Raw genomic sequence first — 17,836 nt, forward strand, 5'->3', positions numbered from 1 at the left:
AGTGCGGTTATAAGTCTTTTAGTAGCTGTTTTATCTCATCTGGAGGGAGGGGTTTGGAATAAAGGAAGCCTTGCACTTCATTGCAGGACAATTGTTCAAGGAATTCTTCCTGTTCACTTGTCTCGACCCCTTCAGCAATGACGTTTAATCCAAGGTTATTTGCCAACTCGATGATTGCTTTTACAATCATTGAGTTGTTTTTGCTTAGTTCCCTTATAAATGCCCGGTCGATCTTTAAGTGACTGATTGGAAATTTACTCAAATAGAGAAGGGAAGAGTAACCCGTCCCGAAATCATCGACACTGACAGACACGCCAAGTTCTTGTAGTTGCTGTAAGATGCATTTGCAATGCTGCACATCGGACATTACACTTTCCGTGATTTCTAAGTTTAAATAAGACGGATGCAAGCCGGTTTGGGCTAAGATTCTTTTAACATCTTCAACAAATGTCGGCTGGCTGAATTGCCTCATTGAGACATTGACGCTAATACGGAGTGCTGGAAAACCATTATTTTGCCAATCCTTTGCCTGGGCACAGGCAGTTTTCAACACCCATTTTCCAAGTTGAAGGATGAACCCGTTATCTTCAGCAGCAGGAATAAATCTTGCAGGTGGGATATATCCCTGATCGGGATGATTCCATCTTGCCAAAGCTTCAAAACCTTTAATCTGACCTGTTTTCAAATCATATTGTGGTTGGTAATGGAGTTCGAACTGATTTTTATCCAAAGCCTGGCGAAGCTCACGTTCAAAGAAGGTCTTTTCCATCAATTTTTCATAAAGTTCCTCTGTGAAAAAGCGGAATGTTCCTTTGCCAGCCTCTTTTGCCACATACATTGCGGAATCTGCATTGCGCATTAATGTATTGTAATCCCGACCGTCCTCAGGATACAAAGCTACCCCGATGCTTGGGTCAACGAAGACTTCCTGGTCAGCAAGAAGATAGGGTTGGGAAATTCCTTCTACAATATTGTCGATGCTTCTGATCAGTTCAGCCTTGTCCGTGAAATCTATCAGGAGAATAAATTCATCCCCACTTTGCCGAGCTACGGTTTCATTTTCAGAAACAAAGTCTTGTAGTCTTTCCGAAACCGCAACGAGCAATTTATCACCAATATGATGGCCTAATGTATCGTTGACGTTTTTAAAGCGATCCAAATCCAAGAAAAGAAGGGCGAATTGATTGTCCGTCTGACTAATTTTTTGTTTCACTTTGTCCTGTAGATTCCTTCTGTTTGGCAAGCCGGTCAAGTAATCAAAATACGCCATATGTTCTATGGCTTTTTCGGCTTTGACGCGTTCTGTAATATCACTGGCAGTGCCGACGACTTCAACAATTTTCCCGTCTTTTGCAATCGGAGAAAGGTAAACAAGGAACGAGTGGCCGTCATAGGTTAACTCAAATTGGACAGTCTTCCCGGCCACTCCTTCTTGTAGATAATTTTTAAACGTTCCTAACTCTTCATCGGTAAATGAATGGTCAACTTCATTGTTATTCAACAGTTCTACCGAAATTCCGAGACTCTCTTTGATTTGACCTTCAAAAAGAGTAAAGACAATAGAGCCGTCTTCCGCTGTCGTATATTTAAAAATAGCATTCTGTAAGTTTTTCACGGTTGTTCGAAAGTCGTTCTGCAATGCGATTTCAAGAGATTCTTCAGCCCTCTTACGAGCCGTTATATCATGGCGGATAGCGATATATTGTTCAGGGTTTCCGTTGGTATCGAGAAAAGGAACGATTGTTGTGCTTACCCAATAATTGGAACCATCCTTGGCTCTGTTGCAAATATCGCCTTGCCAAACCTCACCCTTTTGAATCACACTCCACATTTCTTTGAAAAAGCTCGTTGGATGATATTTAGAATTAATGATCCGATGGGTTTTCCCAATCAGCTCGTCACTTGTGTATTGGGATAATGCACAAAACTTTTCATTGACATATGTAATGACGCCTTTTGTATCTGTTATCGCAACAACGGAAGAGTAATCAAGTGCATTTTCAATATTACGAAGGATTTTCAGCGTCTTGTTGAATATCTCATTTATGGATGGACAGTCAATATCTGAAGGTTGCATTTAATAATCCCTTTCTTATACAAAACAGCGCAAGATTTGCGGAGATAGATTTTTGTAGTAGTGGTTAGGTCTAAAGTTGCAAACGGCCAAGAAATTACTAATTATTATTAATTATAGCATTATCAAATACCCCCGTACAATCGTGTTACTTTTTTTTTAGCTCCTATCAAGTATAGAAGAATGAAAAAAAGGGATACATCTATCACGTGGAGAATCTAACTAATAAACAGATTGGCATAGTTTTATTTGAAAGGCAGATAAATGGGGGGCTTAAAAATGATGAAGTGGAACACTCCGGAGAGTCTTGAAGATCTATTATGCGAAGTGGTAGGTTGGGATAGTCGAACGGGTACTGAGGGGGAAATTGAGTTTGCAACACGAATTTTAAAAAAGATTTTGGAAATGCACTACTTTCAAGAAAACAGTTCTCATATCCATTTTCACGATGCAGGTAAGGGCAGAAATGCGGTTACAGCGTATTACGATAGTGGGGTTACGAATAAAACAATTGTCTTAATCAGCCATTTCGATACTGTACATATAGAAGAGTTTGGTGGCTTGGAAGAGTTAGCATTCAATCCGAGCGCACTTACGGAAGAATTGAAGAAAAGGATAACCGATCTACCCGAGGATGTACAAGCTGACCTGAAATCCAATGACTATCTATTCGGTCGGGGAACGATGGATATGAAGATGGGGCTTGTTTTACATCTTCATCTCCTGGAAAAGGCAAGCATTGAAAAATGGCCAATCAACCTTCTTTTATTGACAGTACCGGATGAAGAAGTGAATTCTTCGGGAATGAGGGCTTCGGTAAAGGGGTTACTCGAGTTAAGGGCAGAATATGGTCTACAATATGAATTATTTTTGAATGGCGAGCCTTCATTTTCACAGAAACCGCAGGATACAAACTATTATATCTACTCGGGATCAATCGGAAAAATTATGCCGTCAGCGCTTTTTTATGGGAGAGAAACCCATGCCGGGGAACCGTTAAGTGGGATAACGGGTCATTATATGGCATCCTATCTTACAAAAGCAATGGAGTTCAATCCACATTTTGTTGAAGAGGAATACGGAGAAAAAACCCCGCTTCCCGTTTGTTTACAAGAGATTGACTTGAAGGAAGATTATTCCGTACAGACTTCTCATCATACTGCGGCTCTATATAATGTCTTTTTAATGCGACAAAATGCAGATGATATTATGACGATTTTTAAACATACCGCTGTCAATGCGATGGCTGAATGTACGAATGACTATAAGGCAATTTGTGAACGGGAGGGCGTCACACCGATTGGGGATATCCGAGTTTTGGAATACACGGAATTGCTTGAGTATGCGATTAAGAAATTAGGCGCAACTGAAGTAGAGGGTATTATTAAAAACGCAGAGGCTGATGATTCGTTTGACGAACGGAAAATGTCCATGCAGATTACCGATGATTTAATGAGGATTTGCCAGGAACTCGCTCCAGCGACTATATTGTTTTACGCACCTCCATATTATCCTGCCGTCAATTCATCTAATAATGAATTGGTCCGGGATAAGATTGCTTTGACGAAAAGGGTGTTGAAAGAGGAATTCAATGTTAATGCAACTCAAGTGCATTATTTCAATGGAATATCCGATTTGAGCTACGTTAATTACGATTCGGCGGATACTGGATGGCAGTCTTTCAAAAATAACACGCCAGTGTGGGGAGATACATATAGTATTCCGTTTACGGAGATGCAACAGCTTCAATCCCCTGTGATGAATATCGGGCCATTTGGAAAAGACGCGCATAAGCTAACCGAACGTCTTCACAAGGAAAGTGCATTCAAGTATACGCCATTTGTTTTGACCAAAGTAATTGAAAGCATGTTTGCGGAAGTGAAGGCTTAACAGAAAATTAATAGTTAAAACCTATTGTTTCAAGGCTATTAATTGTACACTGTATTTATAGACTATAATGAAGGTTCTTGAAAAGGGGTGGGGGAATGGGGAATAAGAAGTTTAATAAGACGGAAAAGAGTTGGATGTTTTACGACTGGGCGAACTCGGCCTATTCAATTATTATTACAACAGCAGTTTTTCCGATTTACTACAAGTCAGTGGCGACGAGTGCTGGTGTTGAGTCATCGCATTCGACAGCGTATTTGGCGTATACCGTTGCGATTGCCACGTTCATCTTAGCGATGATTGGGCCGATTTTAGGAACGATTGCGGATTATAAGGGATTAAAAAAGAAGTTTTTCTTAACCTTTTTCCTAATTGGTTCACTTTCGACGATTTCCTTGGCATTTGTGCCTGACGGTACATGGCTGCCGCTGTTGATCATTTATACGATAACGGCCGTCGGATTCCATGGGGCAAATATATTTTACGATGCATTTTTGGTCGATGTGACCCCTGTGGAGAAAATGGATGAAGTGTCTGCTCGTGGATTCGGGTTAGGGTATATCGGTAGTACGATTCCGTTTATTATCAGTATTGCAATCATTCTTTTAGCTGACAACGGAGTGATTCCGCTTTCGATGGCGGTAGCAACAAAGTTAGCATTCGTCATTACGGGAATTTGGTGGTTCACGTTCACGATTCCGATGCTCAAGAATGTTGTACAACTTCATGGAATTGAACAGGAACCAAGGATTCTTGCAAGCGGCTTCCGAAGACTTGGAGAAACGTTTAAGGAAATTAAGAAGTACAAAACAGTTTTCATCTTTTTATTAGCATATTTCTTTTATATTGATGGAGTAGGAACGATCATTTCGATGTCCACAGCATATGGAACGGATTTGGGTATCGGTTCGACCGATCTTTTGATTGTCCTATTCGTCACTCAAGTCGTTGCGGCGCCATTTGCACTTATATACGGTAGGCTTGCAAAGAGGTTTTCGGTGAAGGCAATGTTATATGTTGGGATTTTCGTTTATATTATCGTTTGTATTTACGCGTTTTTCTTATCGTCAGTGATGGATTTCTGGATACTTGCAATGCTCGTCGCGACCTCCCAAGGCGGTATCCAGGCATTGAGCCGCTCATATTTCGCTCAACTTGTACCGAAAGAGAAATCCAATGAATTTTTCGGTTTCTATAATATTTTTGGGAAGTTCGCTGCCGTCATGGGACCAATGTTATTGGGGGTTACTGCCCATGCAACGGGAAGCTCGGCATACGGAGTGTTTAGCTTGGTGATCTTGTTCATCATCGGTGGGATTCTATTGCGGATGGTTCCGAAGCCGGCGAGTGAAGCTGTATAAGGCGATATAAAAAAACAGGCGAATTCGCCTGTTTTTTATTTTACGTCTATACTCCGTGCGCCAGAAGCTCGGGTCATAAGTCAAATTTGCTTTGTGGCAAAAAGCACCACGCCGCAACTTTGCCTTATGCCAGAGGCCGGCAGGATGCCGGTCATGCAGTCGTTGCCGCAGGACGCGGCGTCCTTAGACTGCGAACCCCTGCTATGCAGGCGCCCTGCGCTTTTGTTCTTATCTCGGTTTAATTTGCTGCATTTGTAAGATTCTAAAGCCGTTTTTCTCTAATTTTTCACGTATTTTAGTTGCTTCTTCTCCAGATTTTCCGTTTTCCAACGTGAGGACAACTCTTCGGGCAAGGGCAGAACCATTGTCGAGCGTCATTAGGCCCTCGATGTTTTCATCCTTTAACACCGTTGTCAATTTTCGGATCATGCCGCGTGCTTCGGTTGAGGCAAGTGTAATATTAAGTCCACCAGTATTTAGGCCGAATGCATCTTCAAACACACTTTCGATTTTATTATGCGTTACAATACCAATAAGCTTGCCGTTTCTTACTACGCTGATGAATGGCAATGCCTTGATTTTAAGTAAGGCGCTTAAAAATGAAGCATCTTCATAAACGTAAACATCTTGATGCTCTAACAAAGGCTCGATTGACCCTTGTTCATCGCCTTTTTCTTCGTATAAATAGGAGAGCAAATCGACCTTATAGATCATTCCTTTATACGTATCATCGTTATCTACAACAGGGATACAGCGGTATCCTGTCTCAATAATTTTCTTGTATGTTTCGGAAACAGTTTGTTCCACTTTTACCGTTGCGACTCCTAATCTTTCTACGATTAAATCTCGAATATGCATGCTGAATGTCCCCCTTGATTTTTCTTTTTTGTCATAATTTTTTGTTACTTAGTATCTTCCATTATAATTCAAAAGTTGAATGTTGTACATGAAAACTTATATCTATAGTAAAGAGCTTTTCAAAGAAAGGAGCAAGGATGGGCATGTTGAACTTGGACTCCCTTTTAGATGTTATCGGGGAATTATTTGCTGATGAAATATCCATCGTTGTATCGAATACAAAAGAATACGTTTATTATCGACCAAGCAAACGGATTGATTTGAAAATCAGGCCTGGTGATCCTGTAAGGGAAGGGACACTTGCGTACAAAGCATTAACAGAAGGCCAGAAAACTTCGGAGTTCATTAACCGAGATGTTTTCGGCGTCCCTTATCATGGTATGGCCGTTCCTTTTCATAATGATGGTGTCATAGATGGCTGTGTTATTGCAATTTATCCGGCATATACGGAAGGGAAATCGGTTGTCACTTTGAAAACACAGGACGGATGGGTCCCTGTTCCATTTTCGGAAGTGAATTATATTGAAGTAAAGAATCGTAAGACCGTTGTTGTAGCCGATCATATTACAGGTACCCACAAGAATTCATTGCAAAACTTTGAGTATGTCTTGCCGCATGATCTTTTTGTCCGTTGCCATCGATCGTTCATCGTGAATGTGACGCATATAAAAGAAATTTTTCCGGACACTCACTCAACTTTCTTGTTATCTATGAGTGACGGTGCACAAATTCCTGTCAGTCAGTCGTACTCAAGTTATTTTAGAAAACTATTGGGTTTTTAATCTTGGTCTTAAAGCGCGCTGAACAGTTGCTTAGTCAAAAATATGCTGCTTTAGACAAAATGTATGGCTGTTTATCCGCTAATATCGTTTTTCATCCTCAAATTCCCTTTCGTTCCTTTGGATGCGATAAGATTAAGCCAAAGACAATCAAAGGAGCGGTTGGGAATGGGTAACCACATGGATCGTATCAGACATGAAGGATTGAAAAATGTTATTGTTTCTGCTGAAGAGGCGGCTTCTTGGGTTAAGGACGGAATGACGTTGGGGTTAAGCGGGTTCACTCGTGCGGGTGATGCGAAAGCGGTTCCAATGGCTTTGGTAAAACGCGCTGAAACAGAAAAATTCAAGGTGAACGTATTTACAGGTGCTTCACTCGGATCAGATATAGATAGATTGTTTACGGAAGCTGGGATTATCAATAAGCGTTTGCCATTCCAAGCGGAAAGAGCAATGCGTAACGGCATCAATAACGGGGAACTTCTTTTTGTAGACCACCATCTATCTCACACAGCAGAGTGGATTCGCGCAGGTGTAATTGAACCAATTGATTTCGCAATTGTGGAAGCGGTTTCAGTTACTGAGGACGGAATGATTATTCCTTCGACTTCTGTTGGTAACTCGTTATCGTTTGCAAAGCATGCAAAATCAATCATTATTGAGATAAATACAGCTCATTCTTCGGAGTGGGAAGGTATCCATGATTTATATGATACTGGTAAACAAGGCGAGCGGAATCCAATCCAGCTAACGAAAGTGGATGATCGGATCGGAACAGTCGGAATCCCAGTAGACGTGGATAAAGTCAAAGGAATCGTATTTACACATCAAGCAGATTCTCCATCGACAATCACTCAACCAGATGAGGACACTGAAATCATGGCTGGACATCTACTGTCGTTCTTACGCACGGAAGTAGAGTCCGGCAGATTGACAAATTCATTGGCACCTCTTCAATCAGGTATCGGCTCACAGGCAAATGCTGTACTTCATGGCCTGTTAGACTCGGAATTCGAAGACCTTGAAGTGTACTCGGAAGTATTGCAGGATGCTGTATTTGACTTGATTGATGCGGGTAAAGTTCGTAAGGCTTCATGCGCTTCAATTACATTGTCACAAGAGAAGATGGATAAAGTATTTAGTAATTTAGATAAATATCGAGATAAATTAATCATGCGTCCACAGGAAATTTCGAACCACCCGGAAATTATCCGCCGACTCGGATTGATTTCTATCAATACTGCACTTGAGCTGGATATTTACGGAAACGTCAATTCAACGCATGTAACTGGAACGAAAATGATGAACGGCATCGGCGGCTCTGGAGATTTCGCACGTAATGCACGGCTTGCTATCTTTGTGACAAAGTCAGTTGCCAAAAACGGTGACATTTCCAGTATCGTACCATTTGTCTCTCACGTGGATCATACAGAACATGATGTCGACGTCATCGTTACGGAGCACGGATTTGCGGATTTACGTGGACTTGCACCAAGAGAGCGTGTCGAATTGATCATCGGAAATTGTGCGCACCCAATGTACCGTGCACAATTATGGGAGTACTACTCTGAAGCGCTTGAGCGAGGCGGCCACACACCGCATGTGCTTGAAAAAGCGTTCTCATGGCATACGAATTTGATGCAGCACGGGACAATGCGCCCACGCACTGAGCGTACGGAAGAGTTAGTTTAAGTACACTGCCATTCGAATTAAAATATATAAACCGCAAAAAAGCGATCCCTTCTATGGGGTCGCTTTTGCATGGTGTCGATGACATGCCAGCGGGAATTGCTCGAGTTAGGTGGAGTTATGCTCGAGTTTTATGGTGTTATGCTTGAGTTTGGGGAGGTTATGCTCGAGTTTGGACTGGGTATGCTCGAGTTCGATGGGGTTATGCTCATCTCGGGACTATCGACTCATCAAAAAAGTACGGGAGGACCATGATTTCGCGGAAAGTCCACTGTAAAATCAATTATCCGATTGCGCCAAATGCCTTTGACCAATAAAATCTTTACATCAATTTCGAGATAAACATCGCTGCAATACCGAAATAAATAAGCAAGGATAAAATATCATTTATGGTAGTAATGAGTGGACCGGACGCGACGGCAGGGTCGACTTTGAATTTATTCAAAATAAGTGGAATGACAGTGCCCGCGAGTGTGCCGATAATCAGAGTTGCAAAGAGAGATGCCCCTACGACAAGACCAAGCGCAAGGTTTTGTTGCCAAAAATAAGCGATGATGGCTATAATGACGCCGTTGATGACACCAAGCATGATGCCGACAAGCAGTTCGCGGAAAATGAGACTGAATGTCTTTTGCATCGTCAGTTCCTCAGTCACAAGTCCGCGGACGACAATGGCTAACGACTGCGTTCCAGTATTTCCGGTCATCCCCGAAATCATCGGCATGAAAAAGGCGAGCGCAACAACGGCTTCAAGTGTTGCTTCGAATTTGGCAATAATGCTTCCCGAAACGAGTCCGATGAATAATAGCAATACGAGCCAAGGCAATCGTTTAAAAGCAGCTACAACCGGTTTTGTATGAAAATCAATTTCCTTCCCAGACGCAAACAACATTTCAATATCTTCATTCGCCTCACGTATAACGATGTCGAGCACATCATCCGCTGTAATAATACCAACCAAAATATTTTCATCATTTACGACAGGTACAGAAAGAAAATCATAGCGTCCAATCATTCTCGCAACTTCGCTTTGTTTCGTATTCTCATTGACCTTGACGATATCGGATGTCATCACCTCCGAAATGGGATTCTCCGGTTTGCATAACAGAAGGTCCCGATAGGAAGCGACGCCAATCAATTTCTTCTCATCATCAATGACGTATACATAATTCAAGTAATCCGCGAACTCCCTAAAATGTTTCAGTTTATCAATCGTCATTCGGACAGTATATGATTTGTGAACCCATACATACTGACTGATCATCACCCGCCCGGCAGATTTCCTCGGATACTTCATCTGCTTGCGTATCGCCTTTTTCTCCTCATCCTTCATCTGGGCGATCAACTGATTAACTTCTTTATCCGGCAAATCGGAGAGTAGTTGGGTAAGTTCGTCACTTTTCAAAAGCTCCATTAATTCTGTAGAACGGATTGGGCCGATTTTCTTTAGCACAAGAAGCTGTTCACCACGTGTCAAATATCTTAGTAGGGTCACTAATTGATCTAAAGAGAGCCATTCCAAGAATAGGATTCTACGTTTTCGCGGCAAGTTGCGGTAGTGAATTGAAGTGTCATATGGCGATAATTCACTAATCACCTTTTGGAAAGTATTCTTCTGACCTTCTTTTAATAAATGAACAATTGCGCGTGAAATCTCTTCTTTTCCTCCATTGACTGACATGACTCTCTTCACCTCACTTACTATTTCGATGAAGTACTCGATAACCTGTCTATCCCCTGATAGTTGTTTAGATAAACAGAGTGGGGGATTGTAAGGGGGCTGTTTTTCAAGTTGAATTGTAGCCATTCGGTGGTAAATTCGCCTAAGTCGGTGATAAACACCCGAGAGTCGGTGATAAAGTTGCCCGAGTCGGTGATAACACGCCGAGAGTCGGTGATAAACCCCGCCAAGTCGGTGATAAATGGTTGGGGCCAGCTCTTTTTTGTCCAAGTGGTGATAACTATGCCCTGAGTGGTGATAACAGTGTTCCAAGTGGTGATAACGGACATTTAAGTGGTGATAAACATGTTTTAAGTGGTGATAAATGATTCCAAGGGCAGTTTTTCAAGTTGAATTGTAGCCATTCGGTGATAAATTCATCCAAGTCGGTGATAAACACCCGAGAGTCGGTGATAAAGTTGCCCGAGTCGGTGATAACAAGCCTCAAGTCGGTGATAAACCCCGCCAAGTCGGTGATAACGCCTCAAGGACATGCCTGCAATAGGTGCTACCAATACCAATTAGTCTCCCTCCCAACCAATCTCCCCCAAAAAAAGTAGGTTTATTGGATAAATGATAGGGAAAGAGAGTTAGTAGGCAAATAAATTCGGCATCGGTCGATGACAAAAGGGAGTTTTTTAGAATGAGAAAATGGAAAACGCTATTATTCTTGCTTATAGCAACTGTTTCAGTGCTCGCAGCATGTGGAGAGGACAAGGGCGAATCGAGTGATAATGAGTATGGTCTTGTTAAGAAAGGTAAATTGACATATGCGGCAAGTGGTCTTTATAAGCCGTTCAACTTTGAAGAGAATGGCGAGTTGACAGGGTTTGACGTGGAAATCGGAAAGGCAATTGCGGAGAAGATGGGCTTGGAGGCTAATCCGGTGACGAACCCGTTTGAAACGATCTTGCAAGGATTAGTTGCGAATAAATATGATGCCATCATCGGTTCGATGGCTTACACAAAAAAACGTGCAGAGCAGGCGGCGTTCACGGAGCCTTACTACTACTCTGGCGGAATGATTTGGGTTGCGAAGGACAATGACGAAATCAAGACCCCAGAAGATTTGAAAGGGAAGAAGATCGGTGTCGTCTCGCAATCTACGTATGAGGAGCCAGCGAAAACTTTGTCGGACGATATCCAATATTATTCCAGTGACGTTGTAGCACTTAAGGATTTGACAGTAGAAAACCGTTTGGATGCTGTCATCACGGCGGACATCGTCGGATTTGAAGCAATTGAAAATGGATTTGAAATTAAAGAGGTCGGCAATCCATTATGGGTGGAACAGCCATCAATCGCGGTGAAGAAGGATAATGAAAAGCTTCGTGACGCGATTGATCAAGCCCTCCAAGAAATTATCGATGATGGTACCTATGATGAAATCTCACAAAAATGGTTCAAACGGAATCTGTTAGACATCGACTTGGAAGATGCGGAATTGCTTGAGTAAATATGGATTTGTAATGGAAAGAGGGATTGATTAGTGCCTGAAACAATAAAAACATTTTACGAAGTATTCATGAACACCTATCCGGGTTTCCTCGAAGCGGTACTTGTCACCCTGAAGGTAACGGCGATTGCAGTTGTTTTGGGAACCGCATTTGGAATTATCTTTGCACTGATGAAAATATCAAAATCAAAACTTTTACAGACGATTGCAAACTTATATATTCAGATTATCCGAGGGACGCCGCTCATCGTACAGATCATGTTCCTTTATTACGGAATTACGTCGATTGTCGTCCTGTCGAATTTCTGGGCGGGGGCGATTGCGCTTGGTATCCATAATGGTGCCTATATTGCAGAGATTTTCAGAGGTGCAATCCAAGGCATTGACCGTGGCCAACGTGAAGCAAGCCTTGCGCTCGGCATGAATCGAACTCAAGCGATGCGCCGTATTATTTTCCCACAAGCGCTTCGCCGTGCGATTCCGCCACTCGGCAACCAGTTCATCATAACATTGAAGGATTCTTCCCTTGTTTATTTGATAGGGGTTTCGGAGTTGTTCTCGCGTGCGAATCGTGAAGCTGCAGCGAACTTCTTGCCGTTTGAGACATTCCTCGTCGTCGGATTGTATTATCTCATCCTCGTCCTTATTTTCACTTGGTTGTTGAAGCTGTATGAGAATAAATTGAATGTGGATGGATCTTGATAGGGAGGAATACAGATGATTAAAACGAAGAATCTTCATAAATCTTTTGGTGAATTGGAAGTTTTGAAAGGGATTGATCTGGATATTAATCCTGGTCAGGTTGTCGTCTTGGTCGGGGTCAGCGGATCCGGAAAAAGTACATTGCTCCGCTGCTTGAATTTCCTTGAGAAGGCAGAAGAGGGGACGATATCCATCGATGGCCGTACGGTGGATCGGAAAAAGGACGATCTTTCACAAGTTAGGGCTGAAGTTGGCATGGTGTTCCAGCATTTCAACCTGTTTCCGCATAAGACAGTTCTTGAGAATATAATGGAAGCGCCGTTGATCGTGAAGAAGGCGGATAGGGGGAAGGCAAAGCAATTGGCACATTCCCTTTTGGAAAAAGTCGGTCTCTCCGATAAGGCGGATGTCTATCCGAATAAGTTGTCTGGTGGACAGAAGCAGCGTGTCGCCATTGCGCGGGCGCTTGCAATGGAACCGAAAGCTTTGCTATTCGACGAACCGACATCCGCACTCGATCCGGAGCTTGTCGGTGAAGTACTTCAAGTCATGCAGGACCTTGCGAATGAAGGGATGACGATGGTCGCCGTGACGCATGAGATGAAATTCGCAAAAGAAGTGGCGGATCGCATCATTATGTTGGATGAAGGCGTCATTATCGAAGATGCCGATCCAGAGACATTTTTCAACCACTCAACAAACGAGCGGACACGGCAGTTTTTGGAGATGGTCAATGTGTGAGTAAAAAGCAGCTTCCTATTGTAATAGGGGGCTGCTTTTTCTCAATCTATCTCACTCACCCATTCAGGCACATAACTAAGATTGACACGAGAGGAATTCGCTAAAAAAGTTAAAATAGTAGGCTCCCGATAACTGTTGCTATGATACAACTGATAATAAAATCGGTCATCCTTCCACTCCATGAGATTTATCCTAAACAGCGCTTCCACTCCATCGTCCAACGAAATTGTTTCCACATCATCCAACCCTGAGTCCACCAAGGAATAAGCGATAGGCTCTTTACTGACACGATAATAATACGTGCCGTACGTAAGCTGTTTATTATATTCCCATTTCGCACCCTTACGGACATCGATTTTCATATCCCGATGCCTGACAATATGCGTAAACTGCACAGGCTCCCCATCTGCATACGCTACTTCACCAAAGGTACATTCGACAAAATAAGGTTCATCCTTAGGCAAAGGCATATATTTCCCAAATTCCTTCATCGCATCTTCCGTCTGTTTATATCGCTTATAATTCTTCTCATCGATTGTTTCACCTGCAATGTTTTGACTCACCTCAAATTGACCGACTGGTTGATTGAAAAAAATAAAAGAATCGTAATGAGGTGCTTTCCGCATGCATGAGTTATTGTTGGAAAAATAGTAAGCCCCGATAATGATGAATAGTAATAGGATGGGGATTATTACTCTGGGTTTTCTTATTAACTTCATTCGATCCATGACGAAACGAAACCCCCTTTACCGTCCCGAAGTAACTGTACCCTTTGTGTTTATTGTACCACAATAAATTACCGTTTTCTGATTATTATTTTAATTACAGAAACAAATTAATTTCTTGTATACTTAAATGAAAGAAGTTTCTGAGGATTAGAGCCTCACAACAGGGGGAGACACTATGTTCATCGGAACCATTTTCATTAATATCATTATACCTATCTTAATCCTCCTCCTTGTCGGGGCAGGTTTGCAAAGGAAATTCGCATTCAATTTAAAAGCAATCTCGAATCTGATTACATATTGTCTTATGCCAGCCGCGGTTTTCATTAATCTGTATCAGACAGAGATTGACGTGCAAATTCTATTGGAAATCATCGGTTATTTGGTTGCGTTCAGTTTAATAATAATTGTTGTTACAACGGTTTTAAGTAAATTATTGAAGTTGGAAAGAGGGGAAGCGGCGATATTCAAAAACAGTATTTCATTAATCAACTCCGGGAATTATGGGATACCGGTCAGTCAGCTGCTATTTCATGCAAATCCTCTCGGCATTTCCATACAAATTATCGTGATGGTCTTCCAAAATATTCTAACGTATACATATGGATTATATAATTTGATATCCGCTACGAAGTCGGGGTTGGAAATTCTAAAATCGTTATTGAAAATGCCGGTCATCCACGCGATGCTTCTTGGCGGTTTGTTGAATTGGCTGCAAATCCCGATTCCGTCCTTTTTATGGACTCCTATCAGCCATCTGGCAGGTGCATTTTTGGCAATTGCGCTTGTGTTGTTGGGAGCACAACTTGCACAAATCGAATTGAAGACAATCGTCAATCGGACGATTGTTACAAGCAGCATCGGAAGGCTAATCATCGGACCAAGCGTGGCACTGCTCCTCATTTTCATTTTCGGGATAGATGGCGTAGTCGCCCAATCTCTGTTCATCGCAAGTTCCTTCCCAACGTCAAGAAACAGTTCGACACTTGCGTTGGAATACGACGTACATCCGGATTTGGCGGCGCAGACTGTTTTATTTTCAACCGTTTTAAGCGCAATCACGGTTACATTTGTAGTTTATTTGTCTACGGTGTTGTTTGTTTGATTGAGGAGTGAGGTGGGGCGGTAGGTAAAAGGTCACGAAATGACGATAAATTTGTGAAAGTGACCGATAACTTTGCCGAAGTGACCGATAACTCCCTAAAAGTGACCGATAAGTTTGTGAACTTGACCGATAACTCTCTGGAAATGACCGATATTCCGTCTCTCCGAATTAAAATGGACTTCCAGCTAACCGGAAGTCCATTGTTTCAAAGAATGATCAACTCTTTAGGTGATTTCGTAATAATTTCAATTCCATCTTTTTTCATGATAATATCATCCTCAATCCGAACTCCGCCAAGGCCTGGAATATAAATGCCCGGCTCGACCGTCAACACCATTCCTTCCTCAACAAGCAGCTCGCATGTCGGATTCATGAAAATGTCCTCATGAATATACAAGCCAATCCCGTGCCCCATGCCATGCCCATAATTGTCGCCATACCCTTTTTCGCTAATCAAATCACGGGTCAAAGCATCCGCTTCTTTCCCAGTCATTCCGACCTTGATGCCTGACAGCGCATTTTCGAGAGCGTCATAGACAATTGAATAGATTTCCTTTAGCTTCGGATCCGGCTCTCCGACTGCAATTGTTCTTGTCATATCGGAGCAATAGCCTTGATAATAGGCACCGAAGTCCAACGTTACCATATCACCTTGCTCAATTACTTTGTCACTTGCGACTCCATGCGGCAACGCGGAACGAACGCCAGATGCAACAATCATATCGAAAGAAGAAGAAGTAGCACCTAATTTCCGCATATGGAATTCCAGCTCATTCGCAACTTCAATTTCAGTGCGCCCGGGCTTAATGAACGTCAAAATATGCTCGAACGCAGCGTCTGCAATTTCAGCAGCTTTTTTCAAAATAGCCATTTCAGATTCATTTTTAATCATCCGCAGTTTCTCAACGACATTCGATACAGGCACAAGCTCTGGGTTGATTGCCTTCACAAGCTGGGAGTAATAAAAATAAGACTGATGCTGCTGCTCAAAACCTAACTTCTTGATTCCCAAGTCATCTATAAGTGTTGAAATTTCCTCATAAATGATAATGCGATCGATTTCCTTCACGGTAAAATCCGTAACCTGCTCATTCGCCTGGCTAGTATAACGGAAATCGACCAATAAATACGCTTCCGTTTTGGATACAAGCACAGTCCCCGCAGTACCAGTGAAACCCGTCAAGTATCTCCGATTGTAAGGATCCGTAATAATCATCCCATCGATTCCTAATTCGTCAAATGAACCACGTAACTTCACTAATTTCTCCATTATAAAACCCCCATTAATAGAAATATTCCCATTATTACTATGACATAGGAAGCCTGGAGATAATAGAGAGCATTTTTTATTTCTACTATTTAACTCAATAGATTTAATTTATTTAATTTTTCGGAATGGTATAATAGATTAAAATACACACAGCGGGTGATACAAATGGCTATTGGAACGATTATTAAAACAGAGCGACTTCGGAAGAATATGAAGCAGGAGACTTTGGCGAAAGAAATATGTTCCATTTCCCACTTAAGCAGAATTGAAAGTGGGAAAACCGAGCCAAGCGAAGAATTATTAAGGAAGCTATCAGATAGACTGGGTGTGCTGTTAGCTGTTGAAAGTGAAAATGTGGAAATGGAGCAGCTGCAAGACCAACTCGAAACAGTCATTAATGAACGGGATCAAGAAGGTGCAGCACAGTTAGTGGAAGAGTTAAATGTGTTGTTGCACAGAGTGCCAATTGAGGCGGAAATAAGACTTGACTTAGAATTGATGCTGCTAAGGGCGCAATCTGTCCTACCCAAGCAAGAAGAAAATATACTACAATCGTTAGCCAAGTTCACTGAAACTGATTTCAACTTAACACCAATCCAAGCGTTTCGGGCTCAACAAATTAAAGGAATGGCAAGTTATGGAGTAGGTGAGCTGAAAGTGTGTCTGGACTGTTTTTCTGAAGGAGCAGAATTGGCGGAGCTTCTTCCGCTCTCCCGTTTTGAACGGGCTGATTTTGCTTATGTTCAGTCGATTGCATTTATGGCGGATGGACAGAAATTTGAAGCGTTAGAAAAAGCGAAGGATGCACTGAGTTATTTCCAGTCAATCATGACGGGTCGTAGGGTATTGGAATGTCATCTTGTCAGTGGAGTTGCCTATAAACAGATTGGACAATTGGATCGTGCGCTTGAAACATTTCAACACGCAGAAAAAGTATGCCGCCAGTTTGATTTGCAAACTTTTCTGGGAATGATTTATCAAAACTTAGGAACTGTATATAACGCTATGAATCAATCGGACTTGGCCATATCGTACTTCCGGCAGGCGATTGACTGTAAAGAACAGCCAGAGGATCAGGTTTATACCATACTCTCTCTTCTAAGAATATACGAAGAATTAGGGGGTGGGGAAAAGGTTCGTCATTGGCTTGAAGAAGGCAATCGTCTCCTCTCACAATTAAGCGAACCGATACGCCAACGATTCAAAACACATTTCGATGTGCATCAAGCTTTACTTGAAGAAAATGATGAGCGAATTGAAGCCTCCCTTCTAACTGCAGTTCGCTACTTTCAGAAAAAGAAGGATAAGAATCAGACGAGGCACTATTCTAGGAGATTAGCGGAGTTCTATGCATCTAAGCGCAAGTACAAAAAAGCAGTTGACTATTATCGCCAGATAGTTGAGTTAGAGGATTAATTCATTATTTATTTTTTGCGCAATCCGATCGCCTAAACCAATTTAAACATATT

Annotated in this window: 16 protein-coding genes; 10 read left to right on the forward strand and 6 right to left on the reverse strand. The window is 42.1% G+C overall.

What is annotated here, in order from left to right:
- Positions 1-7: 7 nt before the first annotated feature.
- Positions 8-2,077 (reverse strand): sensor domain-containing protein, encoded by a 2,070-nt coding sequence (locus tag ACFPZG_RS00550; RefSeq protein WP_317940467.1) that lies wholly within the window; start codon positions 2,075-2,077, stop codon positions 8-10.
- 276 nt (positions 2,078-2,353) lie between these two features.
- On the opposite strand from ACFPZG_RS00550, the gene ACFPZG_RS00555 reads away from it, so the two are divergent.
- A complete protein-coding gene (locus ACFPZG_RS00555; RefSeq protein WP_317940468.1) occupies positions 2,354-3,964 on the forward strand; it encodes a M20/M25/M40 family metallo-hydrolase in 1,611 nt (536 codons plus the stop codon).
- Between the two features lie 95 nt (positions 3,965-4,059).
- Positions 4,060-5,322 carry an MFS transporter gene (locus ACFPZG_RS00560; RefSeq protein WP_283733514.1) on the forward strand — a complete coding sequence of 421 codons (1,263 nt, stop codon included), beginning with the start codon at positions 4,060-4,062 and terminating at the stop codon, positions 5,320-5,322.
- Between the two features lie 228 nt (positions 5,323-5,550).
- Here ACFPZG_RS00560 and ACFPZG_RS00565 read toward each other — a convergent pair whose 3' ends face one another.
- Complete coding sequence (locus ACFPZG_RS00565) at positions 5,551-6,180, reverse strand: CBS domain-containing protein (protein ID WP_283733515.1); 630 nt, start codon at positions 6,178-6,180, stop codon at positions 5,551-5,553.
- A gap of 137 nt (positions 6,181-6,317) precedes the next feature.
- Between ACFPZG_RS00565 and ACFPZG_RS00570 the strand changes: the two genes are divergently transcribed.
- The 3 genes from ACFPZG_RS00570 to ACFPZG_RS00580 all read left to right on the forward strand — a co-directional run bounded on the left by ACFPZG_RS00570 (position 6,318) and on the right by ACFPZG_RS00580 (position 8,903).
- Positions 6,318-6,962, forward strand: coding sequence for a LytTR family DNA-binding domain-containing protein (locus ACFPZG_RS00570; protein ID WP_317940469.1), 645 nt, complete (start codon positions 6,318-6,320; stop codon positions 6,960-6,962).
- A 165-nt stretch (positions 6,963-7,127) separates the two neighbouring features.
- Complete coding sequence (locus tag ACFPZG_RS00575) at positions 7,128-8,651, forward strand: acetyl-CoA hydrolase/transferase family protein (RefSeq protein ID WP_283733517.1); 1,524 nt, start codon at positions 7,128-7,130, stop codon at positions 8,649-8,651.
- A 72-nt stretch (positions 8,652-8,723) separates the two neighbouring features.
- Positions 8,724-8,903 (forward strand): hypothetical protein, encoded by a 180-nt coding sequence (locus ACFPZG_RS00580; RefSeq protein ID WP_381426365.1) that lies wholly within the window; start codon positions 8,724-8,726, stop codon positions 8,901-8,903.
- Positions 8,904-8,970: 67 nt separating this feature from the next.
- On the opposite strand, the gene mgtE is transcribed toward ACFPZG_RS00580, so the two are convergent.
- Positions 8,971-10,455, reverse strand: a complete 1,485-nt coding sequence (mgtE, locus tag ACFPZG_RS00585) for a magnesium transporter (protein WP_317940471.1) — start codon at positions 10,453-10,455, stop codon at positions 8,971-8,973.
- 290 nt (positions 10,456-10,745) lie between these two features.
- Positions 10,746-10,889, reverse strand: coding sequence for a hypothetical protein (locus ACFPZG_RS00590; RefSeq protein WP_317940472.1), 144 nt, complete (start codon positions 10,887-10,889; stop codon positions 10,746-10,748).
- A gap of 122 nt (positions 10,890-11,011) precedes the next feature.
- Here ACFPZG_RS00590 and ACFPZG_RS00595 point away from each other — a divergent pair, with 122 nt between their 5' ends.
- From ACFPZG_RS00595 to ACFPZG_RS00605, 3 genes are all read left to right on the forward strand, one after another.
- Positions 11,012-11,824 (forward strand): transporter substrate-binding domain-containing protein, encoded by an 813-nt coding sequence (locus ACFPZG_RS00595; RefSeq protein WP_283733519.1) that lies wholly within the window; start codon positions 11,012-11,014, stop codon positions 11,822-11,824.
- A gap of 69 nt (positions 11,825-11,893) precedes the next feature.
- Complete coding sequence (locus ACFPZG_RS00600) at positions 11,894-12,526, forward strand: amino acid ABC transporter permease (RefSeq protein WP_283734561.1); 633 nt, start codon at positions 11,894-11,896, stop codon at positions 12,524-12,526.
- 15 nt (positions 12,527-12,541) lie between these two features.
- Positions 12,542-13,267, forward strand: coding sequence for an amino acid ABC transporter ATP-binding protein (locus tag ACFPZG_RS00605; RefSeq protein ID WP_317940473.1), 726 nt, complete (start codon positions 12,542-12,544; stop codon positions 13,265-13,267).
- 41 nt (positions 13,268-13,308) lie between these two features.
- Here ACFPZG_RS00605 and ACFPZG_RS00610 read toward each other — a convergent pair whose 3' ends face one another.
- Positions 13,309-13,893, reverse strand: coding sequence for a hypothetical protein (locus ACFPZG_RS00610; protein WP_381426366.1), 585 nt, complete (start codon positions 13,891-13,893; stop codon positions 13,309-13,311).
- Between the two features lie 277 nt (positions 13,894-14,170).
- Here ACFPZG_RS00610 and ACFPZG_RS00615 point away from each other — a divergent pair, with 277 nt between their 5' ends.
- On the forward strand, positions 14,171-15,097 hold the full coding sequence (locus ACFPZG_RS00615) for an AEC family transporter (RefSeq protein ID WP_317940474.1): 927 nt from the start codon (positions 14,171-14,173) through the stop codon (positions 15,095-15,097).
- 205 nt (positions 15,098-15,302) lie between these two features.
- Here the strand turns inward: ACFPZG_RS00615 and ACFPZG_RS00620 are convergent, their stop codons facing one another.
- A complete protein-coding gene (locus ACFPZG_RS00620; RefSeq protein WP_317940475.1) occupies positions 15,303-16,367 on the reverse strand; it encodes a M24 family metallopeptidase in 1,065 nt (354 codons plus the stop codon).
- A gap of 165 nt (positions 16,368-16,532) precedes the next feature.
- Between ACFPZG_RS00620 and ACFPZG_RS00625 the strand changes: the two genes are divergently transcribed.
- Complete coding sequence (locus ACFPZG_RS00625) at positions 16,533-17,783, forward strand: helix-turn-helix domain-containing protein (RefSeq protein WP_283733521.1); 1,251 nt, start codon at positions 16,533-16,535, stop codon at positions 17,781-17,783.
- Positions 17,784-17,836: the final 53 nt, after the last annotated feature.

The organism is Sporosarcina thermotolerans (assembly GCF_042658975.1).
GTDB lineage: Bacteria > Bacillota > Bacilli > Bacillales_A > Planococcaceae > Sporosarcina > Sporosarcina thermotolerans.